Here is a 22,746-nt window from a genome sequence, read left to right as displayed (position 1 = left end):
ACCGTTCACATCATGGAGGTACCGACGAGATGGCCAGATCAGGCGCGATCGCAGCGAGCAGCCGGGACGACCACGACCATTCCCTGCGTGATCAGGCCGACGACCTCGAAGATGACCTGCGCGCCGAAATGATCAGGTCGGGCCTGATCGCGGACTGGTGATGTCCGACAGGGGCGATCGGCGGGCGGCCGCGCCCTTCGAGTTGTTCCGCATCTCCCCCCTGCGCGCACCTCGCTGAGTCGGGATCGTCGTCACGGGAGCACGCGCCGTCTGGGGGTTCACGGCCCGCGATGTGCTGAGCCGCGGTCGTCACGTCCGGTCGCTGCGACCCCGCCGCGACGACTGTGCGGCCTCGAGCAGCTCGGGGCCGAGCGTCTCGGTCAGCCAGGCGCACCAGGTCGAGACGGTGCGCCAGTCGTCGGCGATGATGTCGTACGCGTCGGGCGTCCACATCCAGTCGGCGGGAGTCTCTCGCCTGCCGACCGCGAGTCGTTTGAGCTGCAGCAGCGGGAGGCGCGGGTGGTCGGCTCGGTAGCCGCGAGGCGCGGTCTTGAGGGCGTCGTCGCGGAGGAGCTCGAAGCCCGCGCCGCGCAGTTCCGCGAGCAGCGCGTCGAGATCCTCGGCGGTGCGCGGATCGTCGACGGCTTCGCGGAAGCGGGCCAGCGCCGCGGGCGGCACGTCATACACGCCGCCGCCCAGCATGAGGCCCTCCTCGCTCAGCTGCACATAGTGCGCCACTCGCGCCTGCGAGACCATGCCGATGTGCAGCTTGTAGGGCGTCTTGTCGGCGCTGAACCGGACGTCGCGGTACGGGCGGAAGATCTTCACCGCGCCGAACTCGGGCTCGAGTTCCGCACCGAGCTCTTCGAACGGCCCGCGAACGGCCGTGTCGTAGCGGGTTTTGTTGGCCGTCCACCACGTCTTCGTGTTGTCGGCGCGAAGCTCGGCGTAGAACGAGACGGCGTCGCGATCGAGTCCTTCGAATCCCACCCGCCGATCGTAACGAGCGGATGCCGAGGGCAATAGCCGACCGGCACCACGGGCTCTCGCCGCCCGGCGAGGTCACGGGGTGATGAGGACCTTGAGCGCGGTGCGCTGGTCCATGTCGCGGTATCCGGCCGGTACGCCGTCGAGGTCGGTGGTGGCGTCGAACACCTTGCCGGGGTCGATCTTCCCATCGAGGATGTCGGGCATCAGCTCGTCGATGTACGCGCGGACGGGCGCAGGGCCGCCGGCGAGTCGGATGTTGTGGCGGAACAGACTGCCGAAGCCGATCGGTGCATCTTCGTACTGGGGCACGCCGACGCGGCTGATCACACCCCCGCGACGGACGACGCCGAGCGCCTGCTCGTACGCGGCCATGTAGCCGACGGCCTCGAGCACCACATGGGTGCCGTGCCCGCCGGTGAGGTCGCGCACCTGGGCGATGCCCTCCTCGCCCCGGGCGGAGACCACACCGGTCGCACCGAACTCCCTGCCGAGGTCGGTGCGCACCTGATGGCGGCCCATGAGGATGATCTGCTCGGCGCCGAGGCGCTTCGCTGACAGCACAGCGAGCAGTCCGACCGCGCCGTCGCCGATCACGGTGACCGATGAGCCGGCCTTCACGCCGCCGGCGACCGCGGCGTGGTAGCCGGTGCCGAACACGTCCGACAGGGTGAGCAGCGACGGCATCAGCGTTGAGTCGGCGGCCACCGGCAGCTTGACGAGGGTGCCGTCGGCGAGCGGCACACGCACCGCTTCGGCCTGGCCGCCTTCGTCGGGGATGCCGTCCCAGAAGCCGGCCTCGTGGTGCAGGCAGGAGGTCTGCAGGTTCTCCTTGCAGATCTCGCAGACATTGTCGGAGATGGCGAAGGGGGAGACGACGAGGTCGCCCTTCTTCACCGTCACGACGTCGGACCCGACTTCTTCCACCACGCCGATGAACTCGTGACCCATGCGGGCCGGTGCGGCCGCAGCATCCATCGAGTGATAGGGGTGCAGGTCGGACCCGCAGATGCAGGATGCGGTGATCCGCACGAGCGCGTCGGTGGGGTTCTTGATGCGGGAGTCGGGGACGTTCTCGATGCGGACGTCGCCGGCACCGTACATGAGCGTGGCACGCATATTCGGGTTCCTTTGCAGTTGGGGGTCAGGAGCGCTCGGGGCTGCGGTGACGCAGAACCGCGAGCGCGACGGTGGGGATGAGGGTGAGCGCGACGATGACCGCCCCGATGGCCGCTGGTCCGTGGACGCCGAGCGGGCTGGACAGAGCGGCACCGGCGATCGTGGTGCCGATGGCGGTGCCGGCGTTGAACGCCGAGACCGCGAGCGCGGAGCCGAGGGTCGCGGCCGGCCCGGCGGAGCGGACGACGACATGGATGAGCACGCCGTTAGCGCTCAATCCGAACAGGCCGAGCAGGACCACGAGCCCCGTCATGACGAGCGGAGCGCCCGTGGTGACGCTGATCGCCGCGAGGATCGCGGTGGTCACGGCGGGAGTGAGGATGGTGACGAGGCCGGGATGACGGTCGCCGTAGCGGCCGCCCAGCACCGTGCCGACGAACGAGCCGATGCCGAACCCGGTGAGCACGAGCGGGACGTAGCCCGCATCGACGCCGCCCTGATCGGTGAGGATCGGCGCGATGTAGGAGTATGCGGCCAGCACTCCGCCGGTCGTGGTGATGCACGCCAGCAGCGCCAGCCACAGGCGGCCTGAGCGAAGCCCGCCCAGTTCGCGCCGGAGTGACGCGACAGGCTGGTTCGGGTCATCCGAGGGTACGAGACGGGCGACGAGAACGGTCGCGATGACGGCGGCGACGGCGAGCGCCCAGAAGGTGGTGCGCCAACCGCCCGCCTGCGCGATGAACGCGCCGATGGGGACGCCGAGGACGGTCGCCAGTGCGCCGCCGGCGGTGACGACGCCGAGGGCGCGAGCGCCTGCGCTCGCACCGGCCGCGCGGGTGGCCACCACAGCCGAGACCGCCCAGAACGCACCGGTCGCCACCGCGGTGACGAAGCGGGCGCCGAGCAGGATGGCGAAGTCCGAGGTGAGGGCGACGGCGATGTGCCCCGCGACGAAGATCAGCATCGCGGTGATCAGGGTGAGTCGCTTCGACATCCGCATCGTGAGCAGCGCCATCATCGGGGCCCCGATGATCATCCCGGCGGCGAACACCGTGATGAGGCTTCCCGCCTGCGCGAGTGAGATCTGCAGATCCGTGGCGACTTCGGGAAGGATGCCGGCAACCACGAACTCCGTCGTCAGCATCAGGAACGTCCCCACCGCGAGCACGTACACGACGAGCGGCAGTCGCGTCCGCGACGGGTCGGTCGACGGGGCGGTCTCTCGTGGCCGGGTGGCCTGGATGCCGTCGGTGGTCATCGGTGGCAGTTCCTTCGGATGTCCGCGGATCTCGCGGCGACAGCATCCATCACATCCCGGCGCTCGCATGCGCGGGAGGTCGGGCTTATAGGGGGTACAGGCGCCACCCCCTACGCAGCCGTGCCCGGGGTTACCGTGGGGGAATGGAGAGCCCGAGCAACCGCGATGACATCCGGGACTTCCTCGTCAGCCGGCGCGGACGCATCGCCCCCGAGCAGGTCGGGCTGCCCGCCGGCAGCCGCCGACGCGTGCCGGGCCTGCGTCGCGAGGAAGTCGCGGTGCTGTCCGGGGTGAGCACGGAGTGGTATACCCGCCTGGAGAAGGGGCACATCACCGGCGTCTCGGAAGAGGTCCTCGGAGCCGTGGCGCGCGCTCTCGAGCTCAACGACGACGAACGCGAGTACCTCTTCGATCTCGCCAAAGCCGCCCGCCCCACGGTGCGGCGCGAGCCTCGTCCCAAGGATGGGGGCCTCGACGGTCCGGTCCGCTGGCTGATCGATTCCGTGACGCTGTCTGCCGTGTTCCTCCGCAACGGCCGGCTCGACGTCCTCGCCACCAACGCCCTGGCCCGCGCCCTGCACGCGCCGATGTTCGAGAGCCCCACCACCGTCGGCGACCGGGCGAACTTCGCCCGCTTCCACTTCCTCGACCCCGCAGCTCGCGACTTCTTCGTCGACTGGGAAGGGGGCGCATCCGCCACGGTCGCCCTGCTCCGAGCGGAGGCCGGGCGCGAACCCAACGACCGCGCGCTTCGCGAGCTCATCGGAGAGCTCTCCACCCGCAGCCACGACTTCACCGGGCTGTGGTCCTCTCACGACGTGCGCAGCCGCCACGAAGGACTCAAGCGCCTCCGCCACCCCGTCGTCGGCAACCTCGAGCTCACCTATCAATCCGCCGAGCTCGCCAACCCGAACCGCGCGGCGCGGACCCTGAACCTCTACACCGCCGAGCCGGGCACCCCTCACGAGGACCGGATCAAGCTCCTCGCGAGCTGGGCCGCGACGAACGCCCCCGGCGAGACCCTGTCGACGTAGGGGGTCGGATCCGGCACCCGCCGGCATCGCCGGGGGTATCGAACTCAGGAGGATAGGCCCGCGGGTCGGCGCCGAGGCGTACGCTTTCCCCATGGATAGGCGGCATCCGCGCCGGTCACCAGCTCGTTGGCTCCCGATCGCCGGCGCATTCGTCTTGGCCGCGGCTGTGACTGCGGCCGTGGTCATCCCGGCAGCCGCGGATGCCCAGGTGAACCTTCCCGACAAGACTCCCGCCGAGCTCCTCGAGTTCGCCGCCGCGAGCGATGTCACCGCGATGACCGGAACCATCGAGCAGACGTCGGATCTCGGTCTGCCTGACCTGTCGAGCCTGACGGGCCCGTCGGGCACAGCGGATTCGAGCGCAGACGCCTCCGACGCCATCGACCTCCTCACCGGTTCGCATACGGCCAAGGTCTATCTCGATGGCGACAAGTCGCGCGTGCAGGTGCTCGATCGCCTTGCCGAACGCGACGTGTACATCGACCGGGCCGCGGGGGAGGGCTGGTTCGTCGACTCCGAGACCAAGACTGCGACGCACTACACGGCGAGCGGCGACATGACCGCTCCGCAGCAGCAGCCTGACGCGACGGCACAAACCCCGCAGCAGATGCTCGACGACGCCCTCACCAAGCTCGGCGACTCGACCGAGATCTCGGTAGGAACCGACGGGCGCGTGGCAGGCCGTGACGTGTACGAGCTCGTGCTCGTGCCGGACGACGCCGCCAGCCTCGTCGGCGAGGTGCGCTTCGCGATCGACGGTGAGACGGGCGCTGCGCTCGCAGCATCCATCACCGCCCGCGGCGCCGACCAGCCCGCGTTCGACATCGAGTTCATGGACGTCTCTTTCGCGGCGCCCGACCCCGCGACGCTCACGTACACTCCCGCGTCGGGATACACCGTTGAGAACAAGACGCTGTCGGCCCCGGACCACGGGGCAACGCCCGGTCAGGGCGATACGGGAACGGATGCCGCGCATCAGCCGGTCGTGCATGGCGAAGGCTGGACCGCTGTCGTCGAGTTGCCGCCGGCCGACACCAGCACCTCGGGTGCGACGAGCCAGCAGCAGGCGACGCTCGAGAGCCTGACCCGTCCGGTCGCGGGTGGTCGCGTGCTCGAGACGGCGCTCGTCACGGTGTACTTCGCGGAAGACGGCCGTGTGTTCGCGGGTGCCGTCAGCGCCGATCACCTCGCACACGTCGCGGCCGGCGACTGAGCCCGCGGTGGCCGATCTCGCGATCCAGACCTCCGGTCTGACCAAGAGGTTCGGCGCGCAGACCGCCGTGGATGCGGTCGCGCTCGACGTGCCGCATGGTTCGGTGTTCGGGTTCCTCGGGCCGAACGGATCGGGTAAGACGACGACGATCCGGATGCTCCTCGGCCTCGTTCGTCCGACCGCGGGTGAGGCGCACGTGCTGGGGCAGCCCGTCCCCGACGCACTTCATACCGTGCTTCCACAGGTCGGCGCACTCGTCGAGGGTCCGGCGTTCGCCCCGTTCCTCACCGGCAGGCAGAATCTGCACCGGTTCGACGCGGCGGCCCGGCACACGGCATCCACTTCCCGTCGTCGACGCGTGGACGAGGCGCTCGAGCGCGTCGGACTGACCACGGCGGCCGACAAGAAGGTGCACGCCTACTCGCTCGGGATGAAGCAGCGCCTCGGCATCGCCAACGCCCTCCTCACTCCCCGCGCGCTGCTCGTGCTGGACGAGCCGACGAACGGGCTCGACCCGCAGGGGACGCGCGAAGTGCGCGGACTCATCCGCTCGCTCGCCGGCGAGGGGGCGACCGTGTTCGTCTCGAGCCACCTGCTCGCCGAGGTCGAGCAGGTGTGCACGCACGCCGGGATCATGAGCGCGGGGCGGCTCGTCGCCTCGGGCACGCTCGACGAGCTGCGCCGCGGCGACGGCGCGGGCCGCCTGCAGCTGCAGACCCCCGACGTCGCGCGCGCGAGAGAAGTGCTCGCGAACGCGGGGATTCAGACGACGGATGCTGCGCCCTTCACGCTCGTCGGCACGCTCGGCGAGCACGAGCCCGAGCCGGAAGACCTCGTCGCGGCCCTCGTGCGTGCCGATGTGCGTGTGCGCGGCATCACGGTCGAGCGGACGAGCCTCGAGGACAGATTCGTCGAGCTGACGGGGCAGGGCTTCGATGTCGTCGCGTGATGCCGCGTCTCGGCTGACCGACGCCGCTCCGACGGCGTCCGGGTCGCGCAGCGTGGCGCGCGGGAGCGGGGTTCCAGGTCTTCTCGGAAGTGAGCTGGCGACGCTCTTCCGCCGCCTCCGCACGTGGATGATGCTCGGAGCGCTGTGCCTCGTCCCCATCCTCCTCGGCGTCGCGGTGCGGATCGCGGGCGGCACCCGTGCAGGCCGCGGGCCGGCGTTCCTCGATCAGATCACCGACAACGGCGTCTTCGTCGGCCTCGCCGCGCTGACGATCGCGACCCCGCTCTTCCTTCCCCTCACCATCAGCGTCGTCGCCGGCGACACGATCGCCGGCGAGGCGAGCCTCGGCACCCTTCGCTACCTGCTGGTCGCACCTTCGGGGCGCGTCGCGCTCCTCGCGGTCAAGTACGTCGTCGCCGCGGTCTTCTGCGTGATTGCGACCTTCGCGGTGGTCGCGGTGGGTGTGATCGTCGGCGCGATCCTCTTCGGCGCCGGCCCGCTGACCCTGCTCAGCGGGACGCAGGTGAGCCTCGCCGAGGGACTGGTCCGCTGTCTTGCCGTCGTCGCATACGTGTCGGTGTCGATGCTGGGGCTCGCGGCGATCGGCGTGTTGCTCTCGACCCTCACGACGGTGCCGGTCGGTGCCATGGCGGCCACCGCAATCCTCGCTGTCGCGGCGCAGATCGTCGGTCAGATCCCGCAGCTGTCGGCGGTTCACCCCTACCTCTTCACCGACCGTTGGCTCGACTTCGGCGACCTGCTGCGCTCGCCGATCTCGTGGGACTCGTTCCTCGACAACGCGCTGCTGCAAGCGGTCTGGATCGTCGTCGCGGGGGCACTCGCGGTCTGGCGGTTCACGACCCGAGACGTGCTGACGTAACCGCAGTCCCTCAGGTGACCGGCCGGTCTTTGGGCGTCCGCTCGGCAATCAGCCTGTACCCCGGTCTCTACGCCTCGGGGATGACGCGGCCGAAGGCCTCGAGAGTGATCGCTTCGGGTTCGGGGCCGCCGCGCTGGCCGGTGTCGAGGGCGTCGATCTGGGCGACTTCGTCGCCGGTCAGGTCGAAGTCGAACACGTCGAAGTTCTCGGCGATGCGTTCGGGCCGGGTCGACTTGGGGATGACCTGGATGCCCTTCTGGATGTGCCAGCGGAGCATGACCTGCGCGGCGGACTTGCCGTACTTCGCACCGATGGCCAGGAGCACCGGCTCGTCGAAGCTGCGTCGGGCGGAGTCGCGGTAGGACGTGATCCCGCCGATCGGCGACCACGCCTGCGTGAGGATTCCGTGCTCCTGGTCGAGCGCCTGCAGCTGCCGCTGCTGGAAGTACGGGTGCACCTCGATCTGATTCACCGCGGGCACCACATCGGTCTGATCGAGCAGCGCAGTGAGGTGCTCCGGCATGAAGTTGCTCACGCCGATCGCGCGCACCTTTCCGTCGGCCAGCAGCGTCTCGAGCGCCTTGTATGCGGCGATCGTCTTTTCGAAGGCGGACGGCAGCGCCTGATGAAGGATGAACAGGTCGAGCCGGTCGACGCCCAGCTTTCCGGCGCTCTTGGCGAAGGCGTGCAGGGTCTGGTCGTAGCCGTAATCGCTGATCCACACCTTCGTCTCGATGAAGACGTCCTCACGCGCCACGCCCGACTCACGGATGCCTCGACCGACCTCGCGTTCATTGCCGTAGGCCGCCGCGGTGTCGATGTGGCGATAGCCCGTGCGGAGGGCGGCCGTCACCGCATCGACGGTCTCAGCGGGCGGAGTCTGGAAGACCCCGAGGCCGATGGCGGGGATCTCGACACCGTTGTTCAAGGTGAAGTTCGGAACGGTCATGCCCCCACGCTAAGCACCGGTCCGGTGCGGCGGGAGGCACTGACACTCACCCTCTCCCGCGGACGGATCGCACCCGACGATGACGGATAGGGTGGCGAGGTGACAGCCCCCGCTTCGACGAGCCCTGCCCCGGTGCCGCGGCCGGGCACCATCTACTTCCTAGGGCGGGTCGTCCTGCGACCGTTGTTCTGGCTCATGTACCGCCCGCGCATCGTCGGCCGAGCGAACGTGCCTGAGCATGGGCCGGTGCTGCTGGCCAGCAACCACCTCGCGTCGCTCGACACGGTCATCATCCCGACATCCGCGGCCCGGCCGGTGCAGTTCCTCATCAAGTCGTCGTACTTCACGGGCTCGGGGGTGCTCGGCCGCGTCAAGCGCTGGTTCTTCACCTCGATCGGCGGTGTTCCGGTATACCGCGCGACCGGTCGCGATGCCCGCGCCGCGCTCGACGCGGGCAGCAGCATCCTCCGGGCCGGGAGCGTGTTCGCAGTGTTCCCCGAGGGAACCCGCTCCCGCGACGGGAAGCTGCACGAGGGTCACGGTGGCGCGGCGTGGATGGCCCGCGACACGGGTGCCGCGGTCGTGCCCGTCGGGCTGATCGGAACCGGCAGCGTCAAGCCTCTGAGCCACCTGCTGCCGGGGAGGCCGCGTGTCGAGGTGCATTTCGGCGTGCCGCTCGATCTCGCCGACCTCGAGGGCGTGCCGGACGGCAAGGCTCGTCGCGAGATCACCGAGCGCATGATGGCCGCGATCGCACGCCTGAGCGGACAGGAACGCTCCGGCAGCGTGAACGCCACGTCGCGCGACTGAGCCGCCCTCAGCTGAGTTCGGTGTGCCTCCAGGCGTCTTGGTACCAGAGCTGATGCACGCCGCCGTCCTCGGCGGTGAAGAAGACCTGCTGAGCCTGCGGCTGTGCGAGCGTGGCGAGAGTGCTCCCGGTGCCCGCGGGGGGCGCGCTCGATGCCGCAGTGGTGTCGGTGTCGCGCCAGCCCCCGCTGTACCAGAGCACATGGATGTGGCGGTCCGTCGACAGGAAGTACACCTGCGGCTGGGGTGAGGCGAGCGTGGCGAGCGGCGAATCGGCGGCGGGAAGCGCGCCGCCGGCGGACGCCGTGAGGTCCGTGTCCTTCCACTTGCCGTCGTACCACAGCGCGTGGAGGTGGCCGTCCTGCTTCGCCAGGTACGACAGCTGGGTGTTCGTCGACAGCGCGGCGAGCGGCGTCGTGATCGCAGGATCGGGCGCGCCGGCGGATGCCGTGAGGTCGGCGTCCTTCCAGACGCCCTGGTCCGTCCACAGGGCGTGAACGTGGCCGTCCGTATCCGCTGTGTAGAACACGCGCTGGCTCTGGCCGACGGCGAGTGCCGCGATGGCGGTCGCTCGCGCGGGGACGGGTGCCGCCGCCGCGGCGGTGAGGTCGGTGTCGCGCCAGCTCTGGGTGAACCAGAGGCAGTGCAGATGGCCGTCCGCGTCGGAGGTGTAGAACAGCTGTCGGTGAGGGGTCGTGAGCGCCGCGAACGAGGTGTCGGGGTCGGCGTCGGGTCCTCCCGCCGTCGCGGTCAGGTCCGACGCACGCCACGAGTTCTCGTACCAGTACGCCACGACGTGACCGTCGCGTCCGCGGAAGAGGATCTGCTCGGACGGTGAGCCCATCGCAGCGAGCTGTGTCGGCGGCCTCAAGGCAGGCAGCATCCCATCGATCACCGTGCTCAGGTCGGTGACCACCCACCGCCCGCCCCTGCATTCGAGCTGGTGGAGATGGGCGCCGTCGGCGTCGGGGTCGCGAACCGGATCCGAACCCCCGGCCGACAGAAAGACGACCTGCTGAGGCGCGCCGAGTGTCGCCAACGCGCCGGGGATCGCTTTCGTGCTGTCTCGACCTGTCACGAGCACGGGAGACTGCGCCGCCCAGTAGAGCAGGAGGCCGGTCGTGACCCGTTGGGCGAGCTTCAGCATCGCCGTGGCGTCCGCCATCCAATCGGGGTGCGGCTTGTTGGCGCCTCTCTTGTCGAGCTTCGGCATGGTGGAGGTCTGCCCTCCGATGGGCGACGTCTGAACCCCGATCCAGGACGTGAAGACGGCGAGGCCCTTCGTCGAGGCGAGCGAGTACCAGTCGGCGGTCGTCGACACCCTGAGCTCGTTGAGCATGAGCTCGTGGAGCGGCAGCCGGCACGAGTCCTGGACATTCGCGATCCACTGCTCGTAGTTCTCGTGCTGGAAGTTGATTCCGGGGTCGTTGCCGTAGAGGCCGGCGTGCATGGGCTGGCATACGTCCTGGAGGTAGTGGATCGCCAGTCCGAGCGCGCGTCCTCCGGCACGGGCATCCGCCGCGTTCACCGCCTTCTCGAAGTAGCTCACGCCGTACTTGAGCGCGTTGACCGCGGCCGGCTTCGGCTCCCAGTTCGGGCCCTTCTTCGTCTGAGGGTTGTAGAAGTGGGCGCTGTAAACGAAGCCCGAGGTGGCGGCGTCGAAGATCCCGGTGTTGTCGGCGGCGTAGATGCCGTCCCGGATCCCGGTGATGAACTCGGGTCGGCCGAGAAGTTCCTTGAGCTGAGCGAGGTTCGGGCTGTGGGAGAAGCCCGGCGTCATGATCAGATCCACTGCTCGGTTGAAGATCCACAGGTGGGTGTTGTGCCCCTCGTCGTACGCATGGCCCTCGTCGGCGCTCCAGTGCATCTGCACGCGCCCCGCGGAGGGAGCGTCGGGCACGTCGGAGACCTGGAACCAGCAGCCGGCTCCGGACGACGGGTCGGCCAGGGTGATCGGTTCACCCGCGCCCGACCCATGAAGGGCGGACCCGGTCGGACCGAGGAACATCATCCGGGTCTCATCCGGTCCGTCGAAATCGACGCGGAACGGCGTTGCGGGGTCCTTCGAGACGCGGACGCCTCCCGAATCCGCGACGATCGCGAGCCCGTCGCCCACGTAGAGGACGACGTCCCCTGGGTCGTTCCCGGGTGAGATGTCGATCGGCGAGCCGTGATCGTCATCGCTGAGGACGAGCGTGTCGCCGTCGATGAGAAGTGCGTGAGGCGTTCCGTCAGCATCGACGGAGGTGATTCTGTTGGCCACGGAGTTCCCCCTCGAACTCGACGACTGGTGGGTTCCCCTGATTCGACCACCGCTGCTCCGCGCCCGGTCGGCCTGGTGAAAACCCAGACGAAAGCGCGATAACGGTCCTTTCCTAGCAGAACGGATGCCGCTCCGCCAGGCCCACGGATCACCCACAGCACAAAACCTCCACGTGGAGGTTTTGTGCTAATCTGCCTTCGCACGGTTCAGCCGATCCGCACGAAGATGTACGAAAGGGGTCCGAAGTGACTCGACCCGAGAGCTCGGTGCAGCTCTACACCCTGGCCGCCGCCTTCTCCGCCGACATGTCCGGCTCGCTGGACAAGCTCGCCGCGATCGGTCTGAAGAACGTCGAGGCCTTCGACTTCGTCCGTCGCCCGCAGGAGATCCGCGCGGCACTGGACGCGGCCGGCCTCGCGTCGCCGACCGGTCACGCTCCGCTCCTGTCGGACGAGCTGTGGACTCCCGACGGCTCGATCCCGACGCCCGCTCCGGAGGTCGTCTTCGAGGCCGCCGCGACGATCGGCGCGACCACGGTCATCGACCCGATGGTGCCGACCGACCGGTGGCTGACCGAGGAAGGCGTCGCCGACACCGCTCGCCGCCTGAACGACCTCGTCGACATCGCCGCCGGGTTCGGTCTCACGGTCGGCTACCACAACCACGCGCAGGAGTTCCTGGCCTCGTTCGACGGCCAGACCGCGTTCGAGCGCTTCCTCGAGCTGACCGACGACCGTGTCGCCATCGAGCTCGACCTGTACTGGGCCGCCGTCGGCGGACAGGACGTCACGGCGCTGACCCGCGCCATCGGCGACCGCCTGGTCGCGCTCCACATCAAGGACGGACTGGTGCCCGCCAGCAACCCGTTCGCTCCCGACGCGCCGGCCTTCACCTCGAAGAGCCTGCAGCAGACCCACCCCGGCGATGGCGTCGTCGCGCTCTCCGACGCGCTCAACGCCGCCACCTCCGTGAAGTACGCCGTCATCGAATACGACAACGCGCCCGGCGACGTCTTCGCCGACATCGCAGCGTCGTACGCGTTCCTGCAGAACGGCGGCTTCGTCCGATGACCCGCGTCGGAGTCGGCATCATCGGCGCCGGCGTCATCAGCGACACCTATCTCAAGAACCTCACGTCGTTCCCGGACGTCGAGGTCCTGGCCGTCGGCGACCTGCTGCCCGACCGCGCGCAGAAGAAGGCCGAGGAGTACGGCGTGCCGGTGCACGGCGATGCCTCTGCGGTGCTCGACCACCCGGACGTCCAGGTCGTGGTGAACCTCACCATCCCGGCGGCGCACGTCGAGGTCTCCGAGGCCGCGATCAACGCCGGCAAGCACGTGTGGACCGAGAAGCCGGTCGGACTCGACCTCGCCGACGTCTCCCGCATCCTGGCGGCCGCGGACGCTGCCGGGCTGCGCGTCGGCTCGGCGCCCGACACGATCCTCGGACCGGGCTTCCAGACCGCCAAGCGGGCGATCGCGGAGGGCGTCATCGGCGAGCCGCTGTTCGCGCAGACCGCGTTCCAGACGCAGGGCCCCGACCTGTGGCATCCGGATCCCGCGTTCCTCTTCAGCACGGGCGCCGGCCCGCTGCTGGACATGGGTCCGTACTACATCAGCGGCCTGGTGAGCCTCCTCGGACCTGTGGCCCGCGTGTTCGCGGCAGGCCTGCGCGCTCGCGACGAGCGCACGGTCCACCTCGGCCCCATCGCCGGCACCAACTTCACGGTGGAGGTGCCGACGACGGTGCAGCTGACGACGGTGTTCGAGGCAGGCCAGCAGGCGCAGAGCCTGCTGAGCTTCGACTCCGCGCTCGAGCGCCACGGCGTCTTCGAGGTGCACGGCACCGAAGGCACGATCGTGCTGCCCGACCCCAACCAGTTCGAGGGTCGCATCGCCTACGTGAAGCCGCTCGGCGTGCTGCGCGACGGTGCGAAGTTCGAGCAGGAGTGGATCGACGTCCCCCAGCAGGGCGCGGTCGTCGGTCGCGGCCTCGGCCTCCTCGACATGGTGCGCGCCATCGCCGAGGACCGCCCGCACGTCGCCAGCGGCCGGCTCGGACTTCACGTGCTCGACGTCATGCTCTCCGCTGAGCAGTCCGTCGAGTCCGGCCAGTCCGTCTCGATCGAGACCACCGTCGACGCCGTCCCGTCGGTGCCCGCGGACTTCGATCCGTTCGCCGCGACGCTCTGACACCCGTACGCACACGAGGCCGCGCCGTCCCCTCCAGGGCGGCGCGGCCTCTTGCGTATGGTGACGGATGCTGCGGTGAAGGGCGAACCCCGGGCGGCAGCATCCGTCACCCGACGACGATCCGGCGACGTGCGGGTGCTCCGCTTCCTCGCTACTCGTCGGCGGTCTCGCGGATGCCGCGCATCACCAGGCGCGGGTCGGGCGTGCCGATGACCTTGTCGTCGCGTCCGTCGTAGTCGAACTGGCGGAGGAAGAAGCGCATCGCGTTCAGGCGGGCGCGCTTCTTGTCGTTGGAGCGCACGATGATCCAGGGGCCGTGCTTCTTGTCGGTGCGACGGAACATCTCCTCCTTCGCACGGGTGTAGTCCTCCCAGCGGTCCAGCGATGCCAGGTCCATCGGCGACAGCTTCCACCGCCGGACCGGATCGAGCTGGCGGATCGCGAACCGGGTGCGCTGCTCGGTGCGCGACACCGAGAACCAGAACTTGGCGACGTGGATGCCGGAGTCCACCAGCATCCGCTCGAATTGGGGTGCCTGCGTCATGAACTGCTGGTACTCCTCGTCGGTGCAGAAGCCCATCACACGTTCCACGCCCGCCCCGTTGTACCAGGAACGGTCGAACATCACGATCTCGCCCGCCGTCGGCAGGTGTTCGATGTAGCGCTGGAAGTACCACTGCCCGAGCTCCCGCTCGGTCGGCTTGCTGAGCGCGACGACCCGCGCGGTGCGGGGGTTGAGGTGCTCGGTGAATCGCTTGATCGTGCCGCCCTTGCCCGCGGCATCCCGTCCCTCGAACAGGATGATCGCCCGCCGGCCGTTGTCTTCCAGCCAGTACTGGAACTTGAGCAGCTCGATCTGCAGCCGGTACTTCTCGAACTCGTACGCATCGCGGTCCATCAGATCGCCGTACGGGTAGCCCTCCTGCCAGGTGTAGACCGGGTTCCCATGCGGGTCGATCAGATCCGGATCCGCGGTGTGCCCGTCGCGCACCGAGTAGCCCTCCTGACGCAGATGCTCGATGTACTCCCGCAGGCCCTCGACCGGCACGCCATCCATCACCGTCAGCTCCCTTCATGACGGCGCACCCGCGCCGTCATGCACCGCATTATCCCGGGCGCCGGTGACCAACCGATACGCCGCCCGTCGACCGTGGCACCGAGGGCGTCCGCATCGTGGTCAGGCCGTGTCGGCGCCTTCGCCGGCGAGGCTTCGCGGCCGGGGAGCGATCAGTGCGCGTGGCGCTCCCCGAGCCAGTCGCGGGCGGCGGCGAAGGGCGACTAACCGACCCACACTGCCGCGAGGTCGTTCATGACGGTCGGAAGGTGCAGCCCGTCGTGATTGCACGAGATGGCGATCGTGGTGTGCCGATCGGGACTGACAGCGAAGCTCGTCTCGTCGCCGGCCCCGGCCCCATCGTGACCCAGGGTGCCGTCGTCGGCGACCAGCAGGCCCGGACCATAGCTCCACCCCTCGTCAACCGGTGCGCCATCACTCAGGGCGTCGTCGAGCGTCTCCTCACTCACGAGCGACGGCGCCCGAATCTGGTCGCCCCACCGCGCGAGTTCCGAAGCCGTCATCGTGACGAATCCCGGTCCGACGACGTCCCACGCGAACGGCTCAGCGACGATGAAGTCGTCGAGGACGGCTTCATAGCCGACCGGGTCGGAAGGCACCGGCGGCCCGATCCTCGCCTCCAGGTCCAGCGGCCCGAACACCTTGGCCTGCATCCACTCCGCGAACTCGACCCCGGTGGCCTCGGTGACGATGTCGGCGAGCAGGGTGTAGTTCGTGTTCGAGTAGGAGAACGCGCCGGGCATGCCCGACTGCGCGATCGGGCTCGTTCGCACGAACTCGAGGATGTCGTCGTTGTTCAAAGGGGGTGCCCCGAAGTTGCTTGCCGGCAACCTGAGGAATTCTGCGATCCCCGAGGTGTGGTGAATCAGGTCGTTGAGAGTCAGATCCTCGACCCACGTCGGCATCCCGTCCAAGTGATCCGCGGGTGAATCATCCAACGACAGCAGTCCCTGCTCGGCAAGCATGAGCACGGCCACGGCGGTGAACTGCTTCCCGACCGAGGCGATGTGGATGGGTGTCGACGTCTTCAACTGCTCGCCGGTGTCGAGGTTCGCCACGCCCCGCGCCTGCGCCCACACGACGTCCCCGTCGATGGAGACAGCGGCGGAACACCCCGGCGTATCGTCGGGAACCACCGCCTCGAAGACCTCCGTGCTCGCCGCCCGCTTCTCAGCTATCGGGTCCGGCGTGCATCCCGACAGGACGAGCGCCGGCGCGACCGCGACGATGAGCCACGATCTCCCCACCGCCCCCCGGAACATGGCACCATCGTGGCCCCGGCGGAGCGCGCTGTCTACGCGCGGCGTGGACGACGCCTACTTCCGGAGGCGCCCGAGGACTCCCGAGGAGTGAGCGCGAATTCCGTTCCGTCGAGAGTGCGCACGCGATCGTCCCGGGATGCCGACGTGATCCCGTCGACGGTGGTCGCCGGTGAGCGTACTCTGGCGCTCATCATGTGGGAGGCACCGTGACGAGGCGGCATGCTCAGCAGCAGATCACCCCGGACGAGCAGATCGCGCGATACGCGTACGTCCTCGGGAACGTGCCGGCGAGCGTCGCTGACAAGGCGTACGCCGCCGCCTACTTCCGGCTTTCCACCGTGGAACGGGAGGCGGTCGTCGGCCAGCTGGCCGCGGAGCTGCCGGGCGCGCCGAGGGAGGCAGCATCCGTCGATCCCGGCGCGTTCGCTACGCTCATGCGCGATCTGCTGGCACGCGATGCGCTGGTGCGCATCCGAGATGGCGTCGTCGTGGCCGCTGCGTTCGTCGCGAGCCCTCCCATCGCCGCGTACTTCACGACCGGGGCGGGGTCGGTGACGATGGAGCAGCAGCCGCCGTGGATCCACCAGTTGGCCGGGCACGAGACGGCCCCCGTCGACGGCGGGAGGACCCACCACCGCCCCGGTGTGCCCGGCTTCCTGCGCTTGGGCCACGACAACTCGGGTGACTCGCGTGAGTGGTGAATCCGCGACGCGATGACACAACCCGGCGAGCTGCGTCGTCGGAGTGAGTGTGAGACGACTACACGCCGCGGCCGCCGCGCTGTCCGCACTCCTCGCCTGCTTCGTCGGGGTGTGGGCGTACTTCTTTCCCCAGTCCTTCTATGACTCCTTCCCGGGGGTTCTCGGATCGTGGGTCTCCGTCGACGGCCCGTTCAACGAGCACCTCATCCGCGACGTCGGAGCGATGTATCTCGCCCTCGGGGGAGCCAGCATCGGAAGCCTCATCTGGCGTAGCGAACTCGCTTTTCGGATCCTCGGGATCGCGTGGACGATCTTCGGCGTGCTGCACTTCGCCTACCACGCGCTTCACCTGAGCCACATGCCGATGCTCGACGCGATCGGCGAGATGATCGCCCTCGGCGTCAGTCTGCTGCTCGGCATCGTGCTGCTGATTCCCACACGCGACCCCGGCCGCCCACGCGAGCTCTGACACCCGGGCGACCTGTCGGCGCGTCGACCGCCGGAGTACCCTCTGGCGCAAGGAGGGCGTCAACGCAGCCGGTCCTCTCGGGAAACTGCGCGTGACCGTGCGCGGACACCGTCCGTCCGCATGTCCGCTCACCCGAAGGGCACCACCATGTTCAGGAAGCTCACTCCCCTCACCGCCGCGCTCCTCGCCGGAGGACTCGTCATCGCCGCGGCCGGCCCAGCGAATGCCGCCGTCGTCGAGCGCTACAGTCTCGACTTCTCGGACAGCGGGGTCGCAGACGACTTCTGCGGCGTCGGGCTGCAGCCCACGTTCACCTACGACCAGACCGGGTCCGGCTTCGTCATGAATCGGGGCAAGGACGGGCTGTTCTGGTTTCACGAGAAGCTCACCGTCGTGCGCACGTTCACCTACAACGGGATGACCGTCACCGACATCCAGCCCAACACCCTCGCCAAGGACCACAAGGTCGTCGACAACGGCGACGGGACGCTCACCGTCACTCAGCTCCTCACCGGCGGGGGCCGGACGCTCGGCAGTGACGGCAAGATCATCGCCAAGAACGACGGGCAGATCCGGGTGCGCCTGACGATCGACACCGCCACCGACGAGGTGATCGACGAAGAGCAGATCTTCGGTTCGACGGGCACGAACGACGACTTCTGCGATGCCGTCCTGGCCTACTGGGGTGTCTGAGGTGTGACTTCGCGAGCCGTGTCGGCGGCCGGCTTCTGCGCACGGCTCAACAGGACGAAGGGGACGGCCACCGCAGATATCACGCCGCTCCAGACCAGTGACGCGCCGTAGCCGCCGACATCCGCCACCCGTCCCAGCACCGGCTGGACGGCGACGCCGCCGGCGGAACCCATGAGCGAATCGAACGAGAGCACGGTGGCGCGCTGCTTCGACGGGATCATGTCGTTGAGGTAGGCGCGATGCACGGGGTCGTCGATCGCCGACGCGATGCCCCAGAGTGCGACGAGCACGACGGCGACCCAGAAGTTGCGCACGAGTCCGATGCCGACCAGCACCAGCGCGCTGGTGATCGTCGCCAGAAGGATCGTCGAGGTGCGCCGGCGGAAGAGCTTGCGCACCCAGGGGGCGAGGGTGCCGCCGAGGATGGCGGTGCCCGACACCAGCGCCGCCGCGAGCCCGGCGACGGTGTACGCCTCCTCGTCGCCCCACAGCTCCAGGAGGTAGGGCTGCAGTGCGTAGAACACGTAGATGCCGACGCCTGCGGTGAACGGGCTCGCGAGCATCAGCCAGCGCACGGGTGGATCACCGAGGCCGTAGCGGATCGAGGCGCGCAGGACGGTGCGCGTCGCGCGCAACGGGCTCTCGCTCCGATCCGGTGTGAAGCCCAGGTCACGCATCAGCAGCGCGGCGACGACGAACATCACCAGCAGGATGGCGCCGCGGAGCAGGAAGGGAACGCCGAGGTTCGTCACCTGGGCGATGACACCGCCCAGCACCGATCCCGACAGCATCGCGACGCCGCCCACGATCTGCGCCCGGCCGAAGACGGTCTCGAGGCTGCCCGTGTAGCTGGTCGCCTTCAGTGCGTCGACGAGCCACGCATCCACCGCGCCCGAGAAGAACGTGAAGCCGAGACCGAGCAGCACCGACACGAGCGCCCACGCCCAGAACGGCGATTGCCAGACCCACAGCATCCAATACAGGATCGTCGTCACGGCCAGCGTGACCGTGCCGAGCAGGTACGAGGCCCGGCGTCCGACGGTGTCGGCCACGACGCCCGTCGGGATCTCGAAGATGAGCATCCCGGCGCTGAAGAACGCATTCGCCGCGAAGGCCTCGAGGTTGGAGAGCCCGGCGTCGAGCAGGAACAGCGTGTTGACCCCCCAGATGAGGGAGGCGGCAAGCGTGTTGCCGAGCATGAGCGTGTAATACGTGCCTTGCACCCTGCGCGGACTGGGCAGGGAGACCGTGGCATCAGGCCTGGAGATCGCGGCACCGCCTCTTCCAACGGGATCTGACGTCACCGCGAACGTATCCCTCGCACGCTCGGACGGCTACCCCGATTTCGGAGTCTGGAGGCGCCCGTGCTATAGTTACGAGTTCCCTTCAGGGAACTTCGCGTTCATCTCTCTGCCTCATCGTGGAGATGCAGATTCGAACGTCTCATCCTCTCCGCGGCTTCTGCACGCCGCCGCCGCGAACGCCGCAACGCTTCGCGCCAACGAACGAAACACATCACCATGCACTCCCACCTCCAGGCGCTCGCCTGGCGACAGGCCGACGACGATGTCTATGTCGCAACGCGCTCCGACGAATACGCTGGCTTCATCGATACGACGTCGAGCGGATTCCGCGCACACGGACCCCGAGGTGAGGACCTCGGGCTCCATGCGACACACGATCACGCCCGCGCGGCGGTCGCAGCATCCGCATCCTCACCGTTGTCGGCTCCGGCACCGGTCCACATCCGTCCGCACCGCATTCGTCGGCGCGGCACCCCCGGTCGCTCCGGCGGCCCGAAGAATAGGAAAGACACGATGGCCACTGGCACCGTGAAATGGTTCAACTCCGAGAAGGGCTTTGGCTTCATCGCTCCCGATGACGGCTCGGCCGATCTCTTCGCACACTTCAGCGCGATCGCAGGCAGCGGTTTCAAGGAGCTCCGCGAAGACCAGAAGGTGGAGTTCGACGCCGAGCAGGGCCCCAAGGGCATGCAGGCGGCGAACATCCGTCCGCTCTGACGCTCCCGCGTTCACAAGCGCCCGCCCCGGCTTCGGCCGGGGCGGGCGCTGCTGTTCACCTGGGCATCGCCTACGAATCAGGAAGTATTCCCTCCGGATCATGTGGGTCCACGTAACCTGAGGACAGCGATGGGCAACCGCCTCTGGCTTTCAACGGCCAAACGGTCCCCATCGGAACTGGTGCATCATCTCCTCCACCGCTCTCGAGTCCCGACTCGGTCCCGTCCGTCAGACGTACGCCGGCACGGCTGACTTCCCGCCGATGGCCCGCGCGTACACCGAGGTGTCGCAGGTCGTCCGCGAGACCGGTCTCCTCCGCCGTGCCGAGTGGTTCTACGCCCTCGTCGGCGTCGGCCTTCTCCTGGGCTTCGGAGGCGTCATCACCGGCTTCGTCCTGCTCGGCGACACCTGGTACCAGCTGCTGATGGCCGGTGCCCTCGGCATCCTGTTCACGCAGGTCGCCTTCCTCGCGCACGAGGCCGCGCACCGTCAGATCCTCGCGTCCGGCCCCGCGAACGAGCGGCTCGCGCGCTTCCTCGCCGCCGGCATCGTGGGCATCAGCCTCTCCTGGTGGAACAACAAGCACAACCGCCATCACGCGAACCCCAATCGGGTGGGCAAGGATCCCGACATCGAGGTCGACACGATCTCATTCCTCGAGACGGATGCCGCCTCCGCAGGTCGCTTGCGCGCTCTGGTGACCCGCAAGCAGGGGTGGCTGTTCTTCCCGCTGCTCACGCTCGAAGGCCTGAACCTGCACGCGCACGCGTTCCGGCACCTGTTCTCGCGCGACGGCGTCAAGGATCGCTGGATCGAGCTCGCGCTCATCGCCGCGCGCTTCGCGGTGATCTGGACGCCGGTGTTCCTCTTCCTGCCGCTGGGGATGGCGTTCGCGTTCCTCGGCGTGCAGCTGGCCGTCTTCGGCGTCTATATGGGCGCGTCGTTCGCGCCGAACCACAAGGGCATGCCGATCATCGCCGCGGACGCGAAGCTCGACTTCTTCAGCAAGCAGGTGCGCACCTCCCGCAACGTCAGCGGCGGCTGGTGGGCGACCTGGCTGATGGGCGGACTGAACTACCAGGTCGAGCACCACCTGTTCCCCAACATGCCCCGGCCGCACCTCGCACGCGCCCGCGAGATCGTCATCGAACAGTGCCGTACCCTCGGCGTGCCGTACACCGAGACGACATTGTGGCGCTCCTACGGGATCGTCATCGACTACCTCAACCGCGTCGGCCTGGCAGCCCGCGATCCGTTCGACTGCCCGATGGTCGGGACCTACCGCCGGGGCTGACGCAGGCGCTCCGCCTGACGCAGCAGGTGCTCCTGCTCTAGGGCGCTGGTCGCGCGGCGCGCGGCCTCCGCGTATTCGGCGGCGGCAGCATCCGTCACGCCCGCCCGTTCGTGGAGGTATGCGAGCGCGGCGTGGTACCGCGGCACATCCTCGCCGACGGGGTGGAGAGCGGCGAGGCCCGCTTGCGGCCCGTCAGCCTCCCCGACCGCAACCGCACGGTTCAGGCGGATGACGGGAGAATCCCCGAACGTCAGCAGCTCGTCGTACCACTCGACGATCTGCACCCAGTCGGTCTCGTCGGCCGTCGGTGCGTCGGCGTGCAGAGCCGCGATCGCGGCCTGCGCCTGGTACTGACCCAGCCGGTCGCAGGCGAGGGCCGACTGCAGGATGGCGACGCCCTCCGTGATCGTGTCCACGTCCCACAGGGTGCGATCCTGCTCGGCGAGCGGGATGAGCCGCCCGCCGAGCACACGTGCCGGCTGCCGCGCATGGTGCAGCAGCATGAGTGCGAGCAGACCGTCCACCTCGGGCTCGTCGGTGAGCACAGCGAGCTGCCGGGTCACGCGGATCGCCTCGGCGGCGATGTCGATCTCGCCCGAGTAGCCCTCGTTGAAGAGCAGGTAGAGCACGCGCATCACGCGGGACAGATCGCCCGGCTGATCGAGTGCGATGCCGACGAGCCGCTGCTTCGCCCGACTGATCCGCTGCGCCATCGTCGCCTCAGGCACGAGGAAGGCATCAGCGATCTGCCGCGTCGTCAGGCCCGCGACCGCCCGAAGCGTGAGGGCGATCGCCGACGTCGGGGTGAGGACCGGATGGGTGCAGAGGAAGTAGAGCCCGAGCGTGTCGTCGTGCTGCGGGACGGGCCCGGACTCGGGCTCCTGCGCGAGCCGTTCCTCGCGCGCGGCGCGCGCCGTATCGCTGCGCACCTGATCGAGGAACGCGCGCCACGCGACCGTGACGAGCCACGCCCGGATGTCGCGCACTCCCTCTGGGCCCGGTCGCTCGAGTGCGCGCACCAGAGCGGTCTGCACGGCGTCCTCGGCCGACGCGAAGTCCGCGCCGCGCCGCACGAGGATGCCGACGACCTCGGGGATCGCGCGGCGCAGGGCGGCCGCTGGGCCGGGCGTGGGGACCGCCTCGGTCATCCGACGTCGGCGGGCGGCGCGCTCATCACCTCACGGAGCTCGAGCCACTCCCCGAGCGGCGTGCCGCCGGCCCACGGCGCCGCCGACAGCTCGGAGGCGACGTCGAGTGCGCGCTGGTAGGAGTCGACCTCGATCATCATCCAGCCGGCGATGAGGTCCTTCGTCTCGGCGAAGGGGCCGTCGACGACGGGCGGGCGGCCCTCGCCGTCGAAGCGGACCCAGGCGCCCTCCATGGCGAGCCCCTCGGACGAGACCAATTCGCCCGAAGCGATGAGGCGCTCCTCCATGTCCTGCATGTACTGGATGTGCGCGGCCCACTCGTCCGGCGTGAGCTGATCCATCGGGACCGAGTTCACCGAGGGGCGTCCGCCCCGGTAGTGCTTGAGCATCAGGTACTTGGCCATGACAGCCTCCCGTTCCGGTGCGGCCCATT

Annotated in this window: 23 protein-coding genes; 13 read left to right on the top strand and 10 right to left on the bottom strand. The window is 69.0% G+C overall.

Annotated features, from left to right (window positions below; all coding sequences use genetic code 11):
- Window positions 1–29: 29 nt before the first annotated feature.
- Window positions 30–161: a hypothetical protein gene (locus tag ASF40_RS21575; RefSeq protein ID WP_268776114.1), complete on the top strand. Its 132-nt coding sequence runs from the start codon at window positions 30–32 to the stop codon at window positions 159–161.
- A 148-nt stretch (window positions 162–309) separates the two neighbouring features.
- Here the strand turns inward: ASF40_RS21575 and ASF40_RS00625 are convergent, their stop codons facing one another.
- The 3 genes from ASF40_RS00625 to ASF40_RS00615 all read right to left on the bottom strand — a co-directional run bounded on the left by ASF40_RS00625 (window position 310) and on the right by ASF40_RS00615 (window position 3,364).
- Window positions 310–990 carry a DUF2461 domain-containing protein gene (locus ASF40_RS00625; RefSeq protein ID WP_056364984.1) on the bottom strand — a complete coding sequence of 227 codons (681 nt, stop codon included), beginning with the start codon at window positions 988–990 and terminating at the stop codon, window positions 310–312.
- Between the two features lie 72 nt (window positions 991–1,062).
- Window positions 1,063–2,106, bottom strand: coding sequence for an alcohol dehydrogenase catalytic domain-containing protein (locus ASF40_RS00620; protein ID WP_056364979.1), 1,044 nt, complete (start codon window positions 2,104–2,106; stop codon window positions 1,063–1,065).
- Window positions 2,107–2,131: 25 nt separating this feature from the next.
- Window positions 2,132–3,364: an MFS transporter gene (locus ASF40_RS00615; RefSeq protein WP_056364976.1), complete on the bottom strand. Its 1,233-nt coding sequence runs from the start codon at window positions 3,362–3,364 to the stop codon at window positions 2,132–2,134.
- A 143-nt stretch (window positions 3,365–3,507) separates the two neighbouring features.
- On the opposite strand from ASF40_RS00615, the gene ASF40_RS00610 reads away from it, so the two are divergent.
- The 4 genes from ASF40_RS00610 to ASF40_RS00595 all read left to right on the top strand — a co-directional run bounded on the left by ASF40_RS00610 (window position 3,508) and on the right by ASF40_RS00595 (window position 7,440).
- Window positions 3,508–4,398 carry a helix-turn-helix transcriptional regulator gene (locus ASF40_RS00610; RefSeq protein ID WP_056364973.1) on the top strand — a complete coding sequence of 297 codons (891 nt, stop codon included), beginning with the start codon at window positions 3,508–3,510 and terminating at the stop codon, window positions 4,396–4,398.
- A gap of 178 nt (window positions 4,399–4,576) precedes the next feature.
- Complete coding sequence (locus tag ASF40_RS00605; RefSeq protein WP_056364970.1) at window positions 4,577–5,611, top strand: LolA family protein; 1,035 nt, start codon at window positions 4,577–4,579, stop codon at window positions 5,609–5,611.
- A gap of 7 nt (window positions 5,612–5,618) precedes the next feature.
- On the top strand, window positions 5,619–6,560 hold the full coding sequence (locus tag ASF40_RS00600; RefSeq protein ID WP_235560081.1) for an ABC transporter ATP-binding protein: 942 nt from the start codon (window positions 5,619–5,621) through the stop codon (window positions 6,558–6,560).
- Window positions 6,547–7,440 (top strand): ABC transporter permease, encoded by an 894-nt coding sequence (locus tag ASF40_RS00595; protein ID WP_082496772.1) that lies wholly within the window; start codon window positions 6,547–6,549, stop codon window positions 7,438–7,440. The genes ASF40_RS00600 and ASF40_RS00595 overlap by 14 nt, the downstream gene beginning before the upstream one ends.
- Window positions 7,441–7,507: 67 nt before the next feature.
- On the opposite strand, the gene ASF40_RS00590 is transcribed toward ASF40_RS00595, so the two are convergent.
- Window positions 7,508–8,389 (bottom strand): aldo/keto reductase, encoded by an 882-nt coding sequence (locus ASF40_RS00590; RefSeq protein ID WP_056364963.1) that lies wholly within the window; start codon window positions 8,387–8,389, stop codon window positions 7,508–7,510.
- A 99-nt stretch (window positions 8,390–8,488) separates the two neighbouring features.
- On the opposite strand from ASF40_RS00590, the gene ASF40_RS00585 reads away from it, so the two are divergent.
- Window positions 8,489–9,199 carry a lysophospholipid acyltransferase family protein gene (locus tag ASF40_RS00585; protein ID WP_235560080.1) on the top strand — a complete coding sequence of 237 codons (711 nt, stop codon included), beginning with the start codon at window positions 8,489–8,491 and terminating at the stop codon, window positions 9,197–9,199.
- 7 nt (window positions 9,200–9,206) lie between these two features.
- Here the strand turns inward: ASF40_RS00585 and ASF40_RS00580 are convergent, their stop codons facing one another.
- Window positions 9,207–11,459 carry a zinc dependent phospholipase C family protein gene (locus ASF40_RS00580; protein WP_056364960.1) on the bottom strand — a complete coding sequence of 751 codons (2,253 nt, stop codon included), beginning with the start codon at window positions 11,457–11,459 and terminating at the stop codon, window positions 9,207–9,209.
- 245 nt (window positions 11,460–11,704) lie between these two features.
- On the opposite strand from ASF40_RS00580, the gene ASF40_RS00575 reads away from it, so the two are divergent.
- Entirely contained in the window at window positions 11,705–12,529 is an 825-nt protein-coding gene (locus ASF40_RS00575) for a sugar phosphate isomerase/epimerase family protein (protein ID WP_157549322.1), read from the top strand.
- Window positions 12,526–13,650 (top strand): Gfo/Idh/MocA family protein, encoded by a 1,125-nt coding sequence (locus tag ASF40_RS00570; RefSeq protein ID WP_056364957.1) that lies wholly within the window; start codon window positions 12,526–12,528, stop codon window positions 13,648–13,650. The genes ASF40_RS00575 and ASF40_RS00570 overlap by 4 nt, the downstream gene beginning before the upstream one ends.
- A 151-nt stretch (window positions 13,651–13,801) precedes the next feature.
- Here the strand turns inward: ASF40_RS00570 and ppk2 are convergent, their stop codons facing one another.
- The gene (ppk2, locus tag ASF40_RS00565; protein WP_056364954.1) at window positions 13,802–14,707 is read right to left on the bottom strand and encodes a polyphosphate kinase 2; all 906 of its coding nucleotides are present in this window, start codon (window positions 14,705–14,707) and stop codon (window positions 13,802–13,804) included.
- Window positions 14,708–14,928: 221 nt separating this feature from the next.
- Window positions 14,929–15,987: a serine hydrolase domain-containing protein gene (locus tag ASF40_RS00560; RefSeq protein WP_056364951.1), complete on the bottom strand. Its 1,059-nt coding sequence runs from the start codon at window positions 15,985–15,987 to the stop codon at window positions 14,929–14,931.
- A gap of 206 nt (window positions 15,988–16,193) precedes the next feature.
- On the opposite strand from ASF40_RS00560, the gene ASF40_RS00555 reads away from it, so the two are divergent.
- From ASF40_RS00555 to ASF40_RS00545, 3 genes are all read left to right on the top strand, one after another.
- The gene (locus tag ASF40_RS00555) at window positions 16,194–16,688 is read left to right on the top strand and encodes a hypothetical protein (RefSeq protein WP_056364948.1); all 495 of its coding nucleotides are present in this window, start codon (window positions 16,194–16,196) and stop codon (window positions 16,686–16,688) included.
- 49 nt (window positions 16,689–16,737) lie between these two features.
- Entirely contained in the window at window positions 16,738–17,157 is a 420-nt protein-coding gene (locus ASF40_RS00550; protein ID WP_056364945.1) for a hypothetical protein, read from the top strand.
- Window positions 17,158–17,277: 120 nt separating this feature from the next.
- Window positions 17,278–17,850, top strand: a complete 573-nt coding sequence (locus tag ASF40_RS00545; RefSeq protein ID WP_056364942.1) for a hypothetical protein — start codon at window positions 17,278–17,280, stop codon at window positions 17,848–17,850.
- Here ASF40_RS00545 and ASF40_RS00540 read toward each other — a convergent pair.
- Complete coding sequence (locus tag ASF40_RS00540; protein ID WP_082496771.1) at window positions 17,835–19,049, bottom strand: MFS transporter; 1,215 nt, start codon at window positions 19,047–19,049, stop codon at window positions 17,835–17,837. The genes ASF40_RS00545 and ASF40_RS00540 overlap by 16 nt on opposite strands.
- A gap of 618 nt (window positions 19,050–19,667) precedes the next feature.
- Here ASF40_RS00540 and ASF40_RS00535 point away from each other — a divergent pair.
- Together ASF40_RS00535 and ASF40_RS00530 are read left to right on the top strand one after the other, a co-directional pair.
- A complete protein-coding gene (locus ASF40_RS00535) occupies window positions 19,668–19,871 on the top strand; it encodes a cold-shock protein (protein WP_045296627.1) in 204 nt (67 codons plus the stop codon).
- 187 nt (window positions 19,872–20,058) lie between these two features.
- On the top strand, window positions 20,059–21,165 hold the full coding sequence (locus ASF40_RS00530) for a fatty acid desaturase family protein (RefSeq protein ID WP_056364935.1): 1,107 nt from the start codon (window positions 20,059–20,061) through the stop codon (window positions 21,163–21,165).
- Here the strand turns inward: ASF40_RS00530 and ASF40_RS00525 are convergent.
- Window positions 21,150–22,313 (bottom strand): RNA polymerase sigma factor, encoded by a 1,164-nt coding sequence (locus tag ASF40_RS00525; RefSeq protein ID WP_056364932.1) that lies wholly within the window; start codon window positions 22,311–22,313, stop codon window positions 21,150–21,152. The two genes, ASF40_RS00530 and ASF40_RS00525, sit on opposite strands and share 16 nt — an antisense overlap.
- A complete protein-coding gene (locus tag ASF40_RS00520) occupies window positions 22,310–22,717 on the bottom strand; it encodes a YciI family protein (RefSeq protein WP_056364929.1) in 408 nt (135 codons plus the stop codon). The genes ASF40_RS00525 and ASF40_RS00520 overlap by 4 nt, the downstream gene beginning before the upstream one ends.
- Window positions 22,718–22,746: the final 29 nt, after the last annotated feature.

Origin of the sequence: Microbacterium sp. Leaf288 (genome assembly GCF_001422925.1) — a bacterium.
In the GTDB taxonomy this organism is placed as follows: domain Bacteria; phylum Actinomycetota; class Actinomycetes; order Actinomycetales; family Microbacteriaceae; genus Microbacterium.
Note: the sequence above shows the minus strand (reverse complement) of the source record. Positions and strands in the feature narration are given on the sequence as shown.